Here is a 16311-nt window from a genome sequence, read left to right on the forward strand (position 1 = left end):
TTTTGAGATTTGTATCAAATTTGATATCCTTTGAAACAAAGTTTATAGACGCTGGCGAAGATAGCCCTTATCTTTGCCAGTGTCTTTTTAATTAAATGCTTGTATAAACTAGGAATACTTTGTTACCATGAAAACAACCCCCTGGATAAAACTATGTAAAGGCGCAGTATTTGCGCTGGCAGTTTCTTATGGACTAACTTATTGCCACACAACAAAAAGTACATTCGCCCTTGAACAGAAAGGTGATAGCCTGACTGTGATTCATATAACAAATCCCACCCATTATCTGCTACTTCCGATAGAAGAAGAAAGCGAAGAAAGTCAGGTCTGCCTGAACACAGGAGATGCTGCCGATACTTATATGGATATTCGTCTGGCACAGGATAAAGTAGATTATTTTGTTCCGTTCGCTCTGCCTGCCGATGTCAAAACGGCTACCGTACATATCCGTAATAAATCAAAGGATGCACTTTGCTGGAAAGAAATTAAGTTATCCGATACGTTTGATACAACCAATACGGAAAAATTTCGTCCTGTTTATCACCATACTCCCCTCTATGGCTGGATGAATGATGCTAACGGATTGGTGTATAAAGATGGAGAATATCATTTATATTATCAATATAATCCTTATGGCTCCAAATGGGGAAATATGCATTGGGGACATTCTATCAGTAAAGACCTTATGCATTGGGAGCATCTGGCTCCTGCCATTGCCCGCGATACATTGGGACATATCTTTTCCGGAAGTTCTATTGTCGACCAAGAGAATACAGCCGGTTATGGAGAAGGTTCTATCCTGGCTTTTTACACTTCTGCCAGTGATAAGAATGGGCAGATTCAATGTCTGGCCTACAGTAATGACAACGGTCGCACCTTTACGAAATATGAAAATAATCCTGTCCTGCGTCCTTCGGATGGATTAAAAGATTTCCGTGACCCGAAAGTTTTCCGATATGAACCGGAGAATAAATGGGTGATGATTGTTTCTGCTGATAAAGAAATGCGTTTCTATGATTCTAAGAATTTGAAAGACTGGAATTATATGAGCAGTTTCGGTGAGGGCTATGGAATGCAACCTTGTCAGTTTGAATGTCCGGACATGGTGGAACTTCCGGTAAATGGAGATGCGAACCGCAAGAAATGGGCATTGATAGTGAATGTAAATCCGGGGTGCTATTTCGGTGGTAGTGCAACTCAATATTTTGTAGGAGACTTTGATGGAATGAAATTTATTTGTGACAATCAGCCAAATGTCACGAAATGGTTGGATTGGGGCAAAGATCATTATGCCACCGTTTGTTTCTCGAATACCGGTGATCGTGTGATTGCTGTACCTTGGATGAGTAATTGGCAATATTGCAATATCGTTCCGACAAAACAGTTCCGTAGTGCCAATGCGTTGCCGCGCGAGTTGGGGCTTTATACACAGGATGGCGAACTCTATCTTTCGGCAGCTCCGGTGGCGGAGACGAAAACTTTGCGGAAAGAAAACAAGGAGATTCCTTCTTTCACCATAACCAATGATTATCATATTGATTCTTTATTGGCTGATAATGACGGAGCTTATGAATTAGCATTGGAGATTACTACCGGTGAAGCGGAGATTATGGGATTCAGTCTCTTTAATGATAAAGGTGAAAAGGTGGACATTTATTTCAATCTTCCGGAAAAGAAACTGGTAATGGATCGGACGAAAAGCGGTATCGTAGATTTCGGAAAGAACAGCGTACCTCATGAAATAGAAGCACATGACCGCAGAAAGACGATTTCTATCAATTATATTGATGATTTCGCATTAGCTACCTGGGCACCGATAAAGAAAGAAAATAAATATGCTTTGGATGTTTTTGTTGATAAATGTTCTGTAGAAATATTCCTGAACGGAGGAAAGATAGCAATGACCAATCTCATTTTTCCGTCGGAACCATACAACCGTATGTGTTTTTATAGCAAGGGAGGTATGTTTAATGTCAATTCATTCAATGTGTATCGGTTAGGTTTATAAGTTAGGTTTTTGTAGATTAGAATTAGGTGTTGGTAGCTGTCAGATGTGAAATCTGGCAGCTACTTTTGTTGATTACTCATTAATTTCAATCGTGTATCCTCCTTGGAATATCTCACTTGGTTGCAAGTGTTGCATCCAGTCTTTATCTTTATATTCACCAGTATAATGTGCGCGGTCGCAACGTCCATACCAAGGCTCGATGCAGACAAAAGGAGCATTCTTTGCAGGTGGCGACCAAAGGCCGACTACCGGAGCATTAAAGTGTAAACTTAAATAAGCCCGTTTCTCCTTATTATAGATGGTAACTTTGCGAACCTGTTCATTTTCCAAGATCAAAGCATCTTTATCAAAAGTATGAGTATCCAATGGTAACAATCCGTCTGTCAACTCTAAGGAATACTCAACAGAAGGATCAACGCATCCCTTTTCAGAAATAAGAATATACTTCAAACCGTCTTTCCTGTCGAATCCGAAGAACCCTCTTTCTAAACTGTTCGCATCAAACTCCGGCCAGTAGAAAGCAGGATGTGCCCCAATCTGAAAATGCATTTCTTTGTCACCGGTATTCTTTACTTTCCATATCACCTCAATCTGCTTTCCTTGAATGCGATAACCTATTTCCAGACAGAATGGAAACGGATAGTTCTGCAAAGTCTCTTCACTACTGATAAGACGGTAATATACTTCATCTTCTTTTTCGGAAACAAGCGTAAATTCCATGTCGCGGGCAAATCCATGTTGGGTAAGTGTATAAGGAATCCCTTCATTGCGATATTCATTTTCCCATACGCTTCCGACAATAGGGAATAGGACAGGAGAGTGACGTTTCCAAAAAGCAGGATCCGCTTGCCACAGATATTCTTTTCCATTGGCGAAGATACTGCAAAGTTCAGCTCCGTGAGGAGATACTTGAATGGTAAGTTGTTCGTTGGAGATTGTTTTCATATCGTATTTACTTATTTGTTGGATTATCATTAGATTCGTCTTTTAAGAGAATGCCACTTTTTGCGTTTAAGGGAGAGATTACTTTCTTTCCCGTTTTAGTTTCAAGTTCCAGTCGTGCATTGCGGGCTATTTCTCCACCTTGATGGGCAACATCTATATGTTCTTTGAACGTTTCCGGATTATTGGCTTCGGAGATTTCTTTAGTCGAAAGTTCAGCAAGCATATTCAGTATTAACTCTTTGTTAGTCATATTGTCCCGCAGATTTTCCTTTTTCAATCCTTTGAACTGCTTATACTCCTTCGCTGTCATATCCGACCACGTCTGGTAAATAATATCCGTGAGTGTAGCGAATTGAGCGCCCTCCTGTAATCCGTGTTTTTTCCATTCATCAGTTAAATCCTTGCGGATTTCTATTGATTTCAGACGTTGATTAATCCAGTTGTCAGAATACCCCATCCGTTTGTAATCCATTAAAGCCTGATCGATGGATAATTCGGGGTCTTGTATTTGGTTGAGACGTTCGCTGGCAACTTTGGCCATCCATAGTTTGAAAGGTTCTGCCTTGGGAGAAGGTATAGATTGAATAAGGCGGAGAAGTTGTTCGGTATCGGCAACGTCGGTTTTATATCGTTTGCCGTCATTTGACTCCAATTTCAGTTGGTTACAGTTTGTAACCGACTCGTTTCCTTCTTTTTTAAGTCTGTGTTTTAGCACTTTCCAATAATTACGGGGATTGGGACTATCCGTTAGTATTGCTACTACATCTACTATTGAAAAATACCATTTCTCTTGTTCATCATCCCATACTGTACGTACCCTTTTTTCTTCGAAGAGTTTTAAAGCTTGTTGCTTAGTCATGAATTTTGTTTTTAGTTATCTTTTATCGAAAAAAAGTCCTTTTTGTAGGGCTTATATTACTACACAAAGGTAGCATTTTCTATACTTATAACAGAATATAAGTCCTATAATTGTCGCACTAAAAAGAAATCTGTATAAAACCCTATAAAATAGCGTTCTATGCAACAAATGTTACAGCCTTTGAAACATTTTTTTTAGTCGATTGACGTAAATCAACCGTAATTTGCATTATCGATAAAGATAAAATTCGTACTTTTAATTTAATAACATCAAACTAATGCTTAGTATTATGAAGAACAAAAAACTTCTTTGCAGCGTTTGTTTCCTGTTTACTTTCATGTCAGTCCTTTGGGGACAAAACATAACGGTGAAGGGAAACGTTACTTCAAAGACTGATGGGCAACCGATTATTGGTGCTTCCGTAGTGCAAAATGATTCTAAATCAACTGGAACTATTACCGATTTAGATGGAAACTTTACTCTTAGTGTACCGGCAAATGCATCATTGGCTATTTCTTATATAGGATATAAGGAAGTGATTATTGCCGCTAAACCTTCCTTGAAGATAGTGATGGAAGAAGATGCTAAGATGATTGATGAGGTGGTTGTGACAGGTTATATGGCTGAAAAGAAAGCCAGTCTGACAGGTTCGGTAGCCGTAGTGAAGATGAAAGAGGTAGCGGATATACCTACCGGTAATGTGATGTCAGGCTTGCAGGGGCGTGTAGCCGGTATGAACGTGACAACTGATGGTAAACCCGGCGGTGGAAACACGGATACTAAATTACGTGGTATTACTACCATTAACAATTCTTCCCCTCTTTATGTGATAGATGGTGTTCAGACACATGACAATGTAGCTTCTATCATCTCTTCCAATGATGTCGAATCCATTCAGGTGTTGAAAGATGCAGCGTCTGCTGCGATCTATGGTGCTCAGGCCGCTAACGGGGTCATTATCATCACCACAAAACGTGCCAAGGAAGGCGATGTAAAGGTAAGTTTTGATATGTCGCTCACTGCCCAGACTTTTGCCGGTGGTATTGATATGCTTGACGCTTATCAATGGGGTGATGTTTATTGGCAGGCCTATAAAAATACTTTTGGAACCTATCCAAACAGTGTTGTCTATGGAAATGGAGAAAAAGCCCAACTGCAAGAATATTATTTCGACCAGAATGGAGTGAAGATAAAGTCGGGCAATACTGATTGGGCAAAGGAGATATTTGGTACGGCTTTGATGCAGAATTATAACCTTTCCCTCTCTAAAGGATTTAAGGATGGTAATGTGGCTCTTACCTTAAACTATATGAATCAAGATGGTCTTTGCCGTAATACAGACTACGAACGCTTTAATTCGCGTTTAGCTTCTAATTTCCGCTTTGTGGATGGTAAAGTACGTGTGGGGGAAAGCATCTCAGTGAACCATTGGTTGGAACATCTTAATCCTGCCGGTATAGAAGAATTGGTTATTGCGCAGCATCCGGCCATTCCTGTGTACGATGAAAACGGAGGGTACGCCGGTGGTTATGTGGATATATTGGGAGATAAACCGAATCCCATTCGCTTGACGGACAACGAAGCCAATAATCGTCACAAAAGCTGGCGTATCTTTGGTAATGTTTATTTGGAAGTAGAGCCTATTAAAAATCTGGTATTGAAGAGTCAATTTGGCTTGAATTATACTACCGGTTTCAACTCAACCTTTGTCCCAAAATGGAGCGAAGCCGATCGGAAGGTAGATGTAAATGAACTGACCGTACGACAGGATAATAGTGTACAATGGGTATGGTCGAACACGGCTAATTATAGCATAGATTTCGGGAAGAATAATATCAGTGCTGTGATAGGAACCGAAGCTAAGAAAGAAAATGGTGAGCATTTGCAGGGGTATGGTCGCGGATTGGTGATAGAAGACCTTGACTATCGCTATCTGGACACCGTGACCGAAGGAAAAAGCGTGGGTAACAATGCTTCTACTTATGCTATGGTTTCTTACTTTGGTAAGGTGAACTATGCGTTCGATGATAAGTACCTCATATCAGGAACAGTGCGTCGTGATGCTTCTTCACGTTTTGGTAAAGGGAACAATTCAGCCATCTTCCCTTCTGTATCAGCTGGTTGGAGAATGTCACGCGAAAAATTTATGGAACGTACGCAAAACTGGCTTTCAGACCTTAAATTACGTGCATCATGGGGAATTAATGGTAATGACCAGATTGACAACAATGCTACTTACAACCTTTATTACACTAACATGTCCAATGGTTCATACAACTTCAATGGTGATGGTGCAACAGTCGTGCCCGGTGTACAGAAAGATCGTTCGGGTAACAACGACTTGAAGTGGGAAGAGACCAAGCAACTGAACTTTGGTATTGATGCCGCTTTCTTCGATAACCGTTTGGGCTTGACTTTGGACTATTTTCAGAAGAAGACCACTGGTATGTTAATTCAAAAACCTTATATAGGTGTGATTGGCGAAGGTGGATATAAATGGTATAATGCTGCCAGTATGGATAACAGCGGGGTGGAAGCAACCTTTACTTGGCGAGATGAAATAAAGGATTTCAAGTATGATATTTCGTTCAACATCTCTTATTATAAGAATGAAATTACCGAACTGCCGGATGTTATCAAATATACTTGGGGAGGTGGTAACGGTGTGGACAAAACCATTGTGGGACAACCTTATGGCTCATGGATGTCATATAAAGCCGATGGTGTATTCAAAACAAAGCAAGAGGTATATGAATATTTAAGCAAATATGATGTACAGATTGGAGCTCCCGGTGTGGGACGTATTCGCTACAAAGACCTTAATGGTGACAACGTCATCAATACTGCCGATATGGATTGGCAAGGTAGCGATCAACCTAAATTTATCGGTGGTTTAAATATCGGTGCATCTTACAAAGGATTTGATCTTTCTGCATTCTTCAATGGTATGATTCGCGATGCATGGAATAACTCTAAGTTTTATACCGACCTATTCCAAGGCTGGACAGGTAATCACTCTGTACGTCTGATGGATGCAATGCATGCTTGGAATGATTATGAGCAAACCGGAGTTTATAATTGTGATACCCCTGCACTGACTGTGGTGGATAATAATGTAGAAACACGCAGCTCTACTTTCTTTATCGAAGATGGTTCATACGTGAAACTGAAAACTTTAACGCTGGGCTACACTTTCCCGGATAAGTGGATTAAGAAAGCACGTCTTTCCAATTTGCGTGTGTATCTGCAAGCACAGAATGTTTTCACACTGACTAATTATACGGGTGCCGACCCTGAAGGACTGGGCTATCCATATCCTCAGCCTCGCACTTATACATTCGGTCTATCACTTGGTTTTTAATTTTTATCCTAAATACAGAACATTATGAAATTGAAATATATCTTTGCAGCAGGTGTTATGGCACTATTGGCAAGTTGCAATGAGAGCCGTTTTCTTGATATTAAACCGCAGGGTACACTCAATGACGATTTGTTGTCATCGGCCGACGGTGTAGAACTCTTGGTTACTTCGGCTTACGCCGGATTGAAAGGTCCCAATCGTGAGACGCATTGGGTACCAATGACGAATTGGACGTATGGCGAAGTACGTTCGGACAATGCTTACAAAGGCGGTGGCGGTGTAAATGATGGTGACTTTTGCACGCTGCTTGAAACCTTTAAAATAGATGCTACATGGAGTAATGCCGACGAAAAATGGTTTCAACTCTATTGCTGTTTACAACGCTGTAACAGCGCATTAAGAGTAATGAACACGCTTGATGAGAACTCTTTGTCGATACTTAAAAGTCGTAAAGCCGAAATGAAGGTGATTCGTGCACACTTCTTCTTCGAACTGGTTCGCCTTTTCAAGCAAGTGCCTTATTTTGATGAAAATGTGGAAAATGATGACTATAAGTACATCCCCAACAACCAGTATACCCGTGAAGAACTTTTGGGTAAAATAGCACAGGAATTTCTTGATGCTGCCGACGATTTGCCTGATACTCAATCTCAAGTAGGTCGTATCACAAAGAACATAGCCTATGCCTATGCCGCTAAAGCCATACTCTATCAGGCCTATCAACAAGATGACAATAACCAAGTGGTTGCTATTGACAAGCAGTTGCTGGCTGAAGTGGTGACTCTTTGCGACAAGGTGGGTGCACAAGGAAAGACGTATGATCTTTTGAATGATTTTCAGAAACTCGATCAATTGGAATATGAGAATGGGGTAGAGTCTGTGTTTGCCGTACAATATTCGATGGATGATGAAACCGATGGTGCCGGAAACATAAACTGGAGTAATCTGCTCAATGCCCCTAAAGGTCCTTATGGTGGTGACGGATTTTTCTTACCCAGCCAAAACTTAATCAATGCTTATAAGACAGATACCTATGGATTGCCTTTGTTTGATACCTTCAACACCGATGACTATGGAATATATGAAGGAAGTGAACTCACTAATGTTGACGCAACTGTAGATCCTCGTTTGGATTTCGTAACCGGTCGTCCGGGTATTACTTGGAAAACGTATACTGTCGAGCCTTGTAAAGCAAATTGGGTGCGTAACAGTGGCGAATATGGTTTCAACTGTACCAAACGCTTCTATATTTCTCCGGAGAGTGACGAGATGTTCCAAGGTTGGCCTTGGGGGGCTTCCCATCTCAATTGGCAGATTATCCGTTATGCCGACGTGTTGTTGTGGAAGGCTGAAGCGCTGATAGAAATAGGTGAAGCTGCCGGACTGGAGGAAGCCCGCAAAATCATTAACCGTATTCGTCTGCGTGCCAAGAATAGTCCTTATGTAAAAGACTTTAAGGATTCAGAACTGAATGCGGCTAATTACCTGATTGGTGAATACCCTTCTGAAGGCTGGAATCAAGAATTAGCCCGCAAAGCACTACGTTGGGAACGTCGCATGGAGTTTGCTATGGAAGGAGACCGTTTCTTCGACCTAGTACGTTGGGGTGTTGCTGCGGAAACTATGAACAGTTACATTGGTGTGGAGCAAAACAAACGCGTTTATTATCGGGGTGCTCGATTCGTCCGTGGCAGAGATGAATATTTGCCTATCCCCAATGCGCAATATAATTTCTCTGAAGGTAATTATGTGCAGAACCCTGGATATGGTAAGTTTAACTAATATGAATTCCTTAAATATAGATATGATGAAACTAAAGAGATATTTAATTAGCACTTTCTGTCTGTGCTTGTTCACAGCTTGCGACGGTGATGATAACCTGTTATGTTATGGCACTCATACTGAAATCGAAGGTGATGTTACCACATTCGGAGCTATTGGTGATGGAAAGACAGATTGTTCGAAAGCCATTAATAGTGCAATTGCCTCCTTACCTTCCGAAGGGGGAGTGGTGGTTATTCCCGAAGGTGATTTTGTACTTGATGCTCCCATTGTGATTAATAAGCACAATGTGACGATTAAGGGATTAAATCCCGGTATGCGCAGCAATATTGACGTGAATGGAATCAACGATCTGCTGGGACCTGGTGGTGGAAGCAAACTAGTGGCCCGTAATGCCGAAGCAGCTATAAAAGTAGAAACAGACGTGAAGGGGTTAAAGATTATGAATCTGATGGTGTCGGGTGGGACGGAAGCCAAGAACATCGGTATACATTTTACAGGCACGAGCGATAATGGAATACTTTCTAATATTATTGGCATAAATCTGCATACCGGCATCAAGATAGAACAGGCAAAAAATATGCAGATAGTCAACTGCTGGGTATGTGAACTTCCTAATAGTATCGACCTGATTGGTGGTGAGAATATGATTATAAAGAATTGTCAATTAGGTGCACAGCCCACTGGCATAACCTGTAAAGCGCAGGGAGTGAACAAACTGTCATTCCTTAATAATCAGGTCTACCCTGATGGACGTGAAAATTTAGTGCTTGATGATTGCAATAATAGTGTTATTGAAGGTAATAATTTCAAAAGCTACTATAATGGTATTCTTGTGTTGAGTGGCGATGACAATCGGGTAAATAAGAACATCTTTTGGCTTACAGGAGCAGTTCAGAATCAAATGCTCGACCATGGCGATGATTTTGGTATAATCAATGTAAAAGGTAACAACAATACGTTTGTGTCCAACAGTTTATCATGTGAATGGGCTTATGCTGATGCTGTAGCTGTAAATGCCACTCAAGGAACAGGCAACGTGTTCAAGAACTGCTTTATAGATAATTTGGAGAGCTATCGGGTATTCTTGGTGAACGCAGAAACTGAAGTCTCTAATTGTGTATCATCTGATAAGGTGAGCATAATAGAATAATTTCCTCATCCTATACCATTATTAATATAGTAACACCATGAAAATAAATAAATTCTTGATAAGCGGATTGTTCCTGATGTTGGGCACATCTTGCAGTAATGACGATACTTATGCGCTTTGCGATGAATGTAAAGGTCAGAAGATAATAGATATAACGCAATTCGGGCTTCCGACTGACGGATCTACCGATTGTGCAGATCTTATAAATGCTATTATAGCCGATCTCCCACCCGAGGGAGGAACGATACTTATTCCCGAAGGAACTTTTCGCCTGGATAGCCCCATTCAGCTTACACGCAATTTTGTAACACTGAAAGGTGTGAATGATGAAACGGTTGTTCCTGTTGCTGACGCTAAAGGCAGTCGTTTGGTACTTGGAAATGCCGAATATGCATTACATGTGGCTCCTGTTGCCGATATAGGCGGACGTAAAAATCGTATTAGCGGGGTGGAGGTAAGCGGACTTACCCTTGTGGGGAAAGCCGACCACCAAGGAACCGGAATCTATGTAGAGCATGACAATGACCGCCTGCATTTCTTCAATATTAAGATGGAAAATATGTATCAGGGCGTTAAACTCCAAGGATGTGATGCCATTACATTAGCCCGGATAGATGCAACCGATGTTGTGAATGGCATTGAAATGAATGGTGGCATACAAAATATGGTGACCAATTCTGCTTTCGGTTCATCGCAAGGCGGTGTGGCTGCACGTATTTCGGGAGAAAGTAATCTGATTTTCTCTCACAACAAACTAACGGCGAATGACGATTGGTGTGCCAACTTTACTGGCTGTAGCCGAGTGAATATTTCGGATAATGAATTTACCGGAAACAAAATGACTTTCTTTGAATTAAGCGGGCAAAACAACTTGTTAAGTGATAACTTATTCACGGTAAACCAGAGCGATAATCAACTCAATGGCAAAGAAGCCGACTATGGGGTAATTCATGTGAAAGGTGAATACAATCATTTCACGTCGAACACCATAAATGTATCTTGGAGTGAAGGTATAGAAAATCCCACTACAGTGAATGCTGCGGAAGGAGAAAATAATCGTTTTGCAGATTGTACGATAGAAGATAAAAACAGCAATCAAGTATTTTATATCAGCGAATTATCCGAAGTGATAGATTGCGGAGTAACGGAAGAAAATATTAAGGTGAAACCGTCCGGGCTTGATTTGACAAATGCAGCTTATGTGATAACGTATAATAGTCCCGAAGAGATAGAAGATGATGATGAAAAAGCCTCTTATGCATGGTTCAAGAAACAGTTTGTGAATGGTAAAGTTGTCACTCCTGCCATGTTGACTAGTGAAGATCTTTCTGTTTACGATGTTATTTGGGTGCATATAGACCGTGTAGGCATTGGAGCCGGATGGGATAAGTTACCTTTGTCTACTGATGCGATCGCTGCCTTGACTACGTATTATAAGAATGGAGGGAATCTGTTCTTGAGTAATCATGCGACTCAGTTGGTTGTACCATTGGGGCGTACCGAACGGGCTCCAGGGATATTTGCAGATGGTGAAGGAGGAGATGGCGCGGACGTTTGGACGATTAATGCCAACATCGGAATGGAGTATGATCATCGGAGTCATCCAGTGTTTGCCGGTATGGTTACTTCCGACCAATTCTCTCATGAAACGTTCCCGCTGATCGGTCCCGGACGACGTGAAGACCATAATTGTATGTGGGACTTGAACTCTTATGGTTTCCCCGGTCTTTATCCCAATGCAGGGAATATAGTAAAGGCATTTGAAGAAGAAAACAATGCTACCGTTTTAGCAACGTGGGGACACGTGACGGATTATTGTTGTGCCGGAATGGTGGAATTTGCTTCGACAGCGGAATATCAAGGTACATGTATAGCCCTTGGGCTCGCTGCTTATGAATGGAATCAGAATAGTAATCTTAACGTTTATCAAGATAATATTGTGCTCATGACGAAGAATATATTGCATTATCTAAGCGCTAAGAAATAGATAGGTAACATTTTTTCTATCTTCTGAAACAAAAGTGATAGGTGTAACTATCCGTTACGCCTATCTTTGCATGGTAACAAATAGAAGACAATGAATATTAATAATTAACTCTAATACCATCTGACATGAATGTATTATTCTCGTTTAAACAAGTACAGACCTTTTTGACAATTCTGGTTATGATGATTTTCTCATTTTCGGATGCTTCAGCCGATACTTCTTCTTTATTAATAAAAGATTTGGGTGAAGGACATTGCCTGGTACATATAAATACAAATCAACGTTATTTGCTTTTACCCGTAGAGGAGGTTATGCCTGATGTACGTGTCAGCATGATCGTTAATAATAAAGAGGTGAACGTTGCGGATGTTCGCCTGGCAGTGAACAGAGTGGACTATTTTGTTCCACTGGATCTTTCGGACTATGCAGGTAAAAACATATTATTGAAATTTAAATTAGGTTCGAATGATCCGATACGGGGTAAACTTTCCGCTGTTTGCTGCAAAGAAATGAAATTGTCCGATACGTTCGATACGGGCAATCGTGAAAAGTTCCGTCCCACCTACCACTTCTCACCTCTCTACGGATGGATGAACGATCCCAATGGGATGGTATATAAAGATGGTGAATATCACCTTTTCTACCAGCACAACCCTTATGGCTCCAAATGGGGCAATATGCATTGGGGACATGCAATCAGTAAAGACCTGATAAATTGGGAACATCGTCCCGATGCTATTACCCCTGATGCGCTTGGTACAATTTTCAGCGGTTCGGCCGTAGTAGATACTGATAATACTGCCGGATTCGGTGCGGGTGCTATTGTTGCAATTTATACGCAGAATAGTGACCGACAAGTACAAAGTATTGCGTATAGCACAGATAATGGACGTTCTTTTACAAAATATGAAAATAATCCGGTATTGACGTCTGATGCCCGTGATTTTCGCGATCCGAAAGTATTCTGTCATAAAGAGACTCAACGTTGGATTATGTTGTTGGCAGTAGGACAGGAAATGCAAATATTCTCTTCTTCCAATCTGAAAGACTGGGCCTTTGAAAGTAGTTTCGGTGAAGGACAAGGTGCACATGGCGGTGTTTGGGAATGTCCTGATTTATTTGAACTTCCAGTAGACGGCACGAACGAAAAGAAATGGGTACTGCTTTGTAATTTGAATCCCGGAGGTCCTTTCGGAGGAAGTGCCACTCAATACTTTGTCGGAACGTTCAACGGAAAAGAATTTGTAAATGAATCACCCTCCAAAACCAAATGGATGGACTGGGGAAAAGACCATTACGCCACTGTAACTTGGAGTGATGCTCCCGACAACCGTCGCATCGCTATCGCATGGATGAGCAACTGGCAATATGCAAACGATGTTCCTACCTCTCAATACCGTAGCCCGAACTCTGTTCCTCGCGATTTGAGCCTGTTCACCGTAGATGGCGAGACTTATCTTCAGTCTGCTCCCTCTCCCGAACTGTTGAAACTGCGTGACATCTCCAAGAAACGCTCGTTCAAAGTGAACGGAACGCGTACCATCAAAGACATGATTGCCGGCAATGAGGGTGCATACGAAATAGAACTGACTATCGAAAATCAACATGCGGATGTAATCGGCTTCCGTCTCTACAATGACAAAGGCGAAGAAGTGGATATGCAATATGACATGAAAGAAAAGAAATTCTCGATGGACCGCCGCAAGAGCGGAGATGTAGGTTTCAATGAGAACTTCCCAATGTTGACCTGGACGGCCATTGAAAGTGGAAAAGATGAATTGAAACTCCGTCTGTTTGTCGACAAATCCAGTGTGGAAGCCTTTGGTGATGGCGGACGTTTTGTGATGACTAATCAGGTGTTCCCGTCGGAACCTTACACTCATATCGACTTTTACAGTAAAGGAGGAGCGTATAAAGTAGATTCGTTTGTGATCTACAAGTTGAAGAAATAAGCTCATTCTCCTTACTCTATGCGCTCTTTCCTCGTTTCTTTGCCGTAGGGTTATGTGCTCCGCCCTATGGAAACAGAATTCATCATATAAAAGATAAAATAATGGAAAACAGTAAAAACTCTTCCCTCTCCAAACTAATCCCGGTGATGCTTTGCTTCTTCGCCATGGGATTCGTTGACCTGGTAGGCATTGCCTCCAATTACGTAAAGGCAGACCTTGGTCTGTCGGACTCACAGGCGAATATCTTTCCGTCACTGGTATTCTTCTGGTTCCTGATTTTCTCCGTACCCACCGGCATGCTGATGAGCCGCATTGGTCAGAAGAAAACCGTATTGCTTAGTTTGATTGTGACTTTCGCTTCTCTGTTGCTACCCGTTTTCGGCGACAGCTATATGCTGATGCTGATTTCCTTCTCCCTCCTAGGCATTGGAAATGCGTTGATGCAGACTTCTCTGAATCCGTTACTTTCCAATATCGTGCGTGGCGACCGCCTGGCAAGTAGTCTGACTTTCGGTCAGTTTGTGAAAGCCATTGCTTCTTTCCTGGCACCTTATATCGCCATGTGGGGAGCGACACAGGCCATTCCGACTTTCGATTTAGGCTGGCGCATCCTGTTCCCTATTTATATGATTGTAGCTGTCATCGCTATTCTTCTGCTCAATGTCACACAGATTGAAGAGGAAAAAGAAGATGGCAAACCGTCTACTTTCGGACAATGCATCGCCCTGCTTGGTAAACCGTTTATCCTGCTTTGTTTCATTGGTATCATGTGTCATGTCGGCATTGATGTAGGTACGAACACTACCGCCCCGAAGATTCTGATGGAGCGCATCGGCATGGGATTGGATGATGCTGCTTTTGCAACCAGTCTTTATTTTATTTTCCGTACGGCGGGCTGTTTTCTGGGTTCTTTCATTTTGCGTAAGATGTCTCCGAAATCTTTCTTCGGCATTAGTGTAGTGATGATGTTGATTGCCATGATCGGTTTGTTTATCTTCCATGAAAAGGCAATTATCTATGCTTGCATAGCCTTGATTGGTTTCGGCAACTCCAATGTATTTTCCGTTATCTTCTCGCAGGCATTGCTTTATCTGCCGGGTAAGAAAAACGAAGTTTCCGGCTTGATGATTATGGGACTTTTCGGCGGGACGGTGTTTCCGTTGGCAATGGGAGTGGCTTCGGATACTTCCATGGGACAGAATGGTGCTATCGCCGTAATGACGGTGGGCGTGCTTTATCTCTTGTATTATACGTTCCGTATCAGAAAATAATTTTATAACTTTGGAAACAATAAAACCCGTATATCATGAATAATATAATTGTAGGAATGGGCGAAGCACTTTGGGATGTGTTGCCCGAAGGAAAGAAAATCGGTGGTGCTCCGGCAAACTTTGCTTATCATGTATCACAGTTTGGTTTTGACAGTCGTGTAGTGAGTGCCGTAGGCAGGGATGAACTGGGAGAAGAAATTCTGAAAGTATTCAACGAGAAGAAGTTGAAGATGCAGATCGAACAAGTAGATTATCCTACCGGTACGGTGCAGGTGACGCTCGATGACGAGGGCGTGCCTTGTTACGAAATCAAAGAGGGCGTGGCGTGGGACAACATTCCCTTTACGGATGAGCTGAAACGTCTGGCCTTGAGCACACGTGCTGTTTGCTTCGGTTCGCTGGCTCAACGTAATGACGTGAGCCGTGCCACTATCAACCGCTTTCTGGATACGATGCCTGATATAGACGGACAGCTCAAGATATTTGATATCAATCTCCGCCAGGATTTCTACTCAAAAGAGGTATTGCGTGAATCGTTCCGCCGCTGCAACGTCCTGAAGATAAACGACGAAGAACTGGTGACTATCAGCCGTATGTTTGGTTATCCCGGTATCGATTTGCAGGATAAATGCTGGATTCTGTTGGCAAAATACAACCTGAAGATGTTGATTCTCACTTGCGGCATCAATGGCAGCTATGTGTTCACACCGGGCGTTGTCTCTTTCCAGGAGACACCCAAAGTACCGGTTGCCGACACAGTGGGCGCAGGCGATTCTTTTACGGCTGCTTTCTGTGCTTCCATTCTCAATGGAAAACCGGTGCCCGAAGCGCATAAACTGGCTGTCGAGGTTTCTGCTTATGTTTGCACACAGAGCGGTGCGATGCCCGAACTTCCGCAGGTTTTGAAAGATAGACTGATGTAATTTTTCTATAAATACAAAGGAGTAAAGGTATATCTCATAGTATGGGGTATACCTTTTTCATTTCTTCCCC

10 protein-coding genes are annotated in these 16311 nt (G+C 42.0%); 8 read left to right on the forward strand and 2 right to left on the reverse strand.

Annotated elements, in window-relative coordinates:
* Window positions 1-127 precede the first annotated feature (127 nt).
* Window positions 128-2008: a DUF4980 domain-containing protein gene (locus DXB58_RS18390; protein ID WP_122137798.1), complete on the forward strand. Its 1881-nt coding sequence runs from the start codon at window positions 128-130 to the stop codon at window positions 2006-2008.
* 72 nt (window positions 2009-2080) lie between these two features.
* Here DXB58_RS18390 and DXB58_RS18395 read toward each other — a convergent pair whose 3' ends face one another.
* Window positions 2081-2953, reverse strand: a complete 873-nt coding sequence (locus DXB58_RS18395) for an aldose 1-epimerase family protein (RefSeq protein ID WP_122137834.1) — start codon at window positions 2951-2953, stop codon at window positions 2081-2083.
* Between the two features lie 7 nt (window positions 2954-2960).
* Window positions 2961-3812: a Bro-N domain-containing protein gene (locus tag DXB58_RS18400; protein ID WP_122137799.1), complete on the reverse strand. Its 852-nt coding sequence runs from the start codon at window positions 3810-3812 to the stop codon at window positions 2961-2963.
* A 277-nt stretch (window positions 3813-4089) separates the two neighbouring features.
* Between DXB58_RS18400 and DXB58_RS18405 the strand changes: the two genes are divergently transcribed.
* From DXB58_RS18405 to DXB58_RS18435, 7 genes are all read left to right on the forward strand, one after another.
* Entirely contained in the window at window positions 4090-7173 is a 3084-nt protein-coding gene (locus DXB58_RS18405) for a TonB-dependent receptor (RefSeq protein ID WP_122137800.1), read from the forward strand.
* A gap of 24 nt (window positions 7174-7197) precedes the next feature.
* The gene (locus DXB58_RS18410) at window positions 7198-8955 is read left to right on the forward strand and encodes a RagB/SusD family nutrient uptake outer membrane protein (protein WP_122137801.1); all 1758 of its coding nucleotides are present in this window, start codon (window positions 7198-7200) and stop codon (window positions 8953-8955) included.
* Window positions 8956-8977: 22 nt separating this feature from the next.
* Window positions 8978-10108 (forward strand): glycosyl hydrolase family 28-related protein, encoded by a 1131-nt coding sequence (locus DXB58_RS18415; RefSeq protein ID WP_122137835.1) that lies wholly within the window; start codon window positions 8978-8980, stop codon window positions 10106-10108.
* Between the two features lie 37 nt (window positions 10109-10145).
* Window positions 10146-12095, forward strand: coding sequence for a DUF4960 domain-containing protein (locus DXB58_RS18420; RefSeq protein WP_122137802.1), 1950 nt, complete (start codon window positions 10146-10148; stop codon window positions 12093-12095).
* 125 nt (window positions 12096-12220) lie between these two features.
* On the forward strand, window positions 12221-14047 hold the full coding sequence (locus tag DXB58_RS18425) for a GH32 C-terminal domain-containing protein (protein ID WP_122137803.1): 1827 nt from the start codon (window positions 12221-12223) through the stop codon (window positions 14045-14047).
* 101 nt (window positions 14048-14148) lie between these two features.
* Entirely contained in the window at window positions 14149-15318 is a 1170-nt protein-coding gene (locus DXB58_RS18430; protein ID WP_074637871.1) for an MFS transporter, read from the forward strand.
* Between the two features lie 35 nt (window positions 15319-15353).
* On the forward strand, window positions 15354-16241 hold the full coding sequence (locus DXB58_RS18435) for a carbohydrate kinase (protein ID WP_004311736.1): 888 nt from the start codon (window positions 15354-15356) through the stop codon (window positions 16239-16241).
* Window positions 16242-16311: the final 70 nt, after the last annotated feature.

The organism is Bacteroides sp. OM05-10AA (genome assembly GCF_003439055.1).
Classification (GTDB): Bacteria; Bacteroidota; Bacteroidia; order Bacteroidales; family Bacteroidaceae; genus Bacteroides; species Bacteroides intestinigallinarum.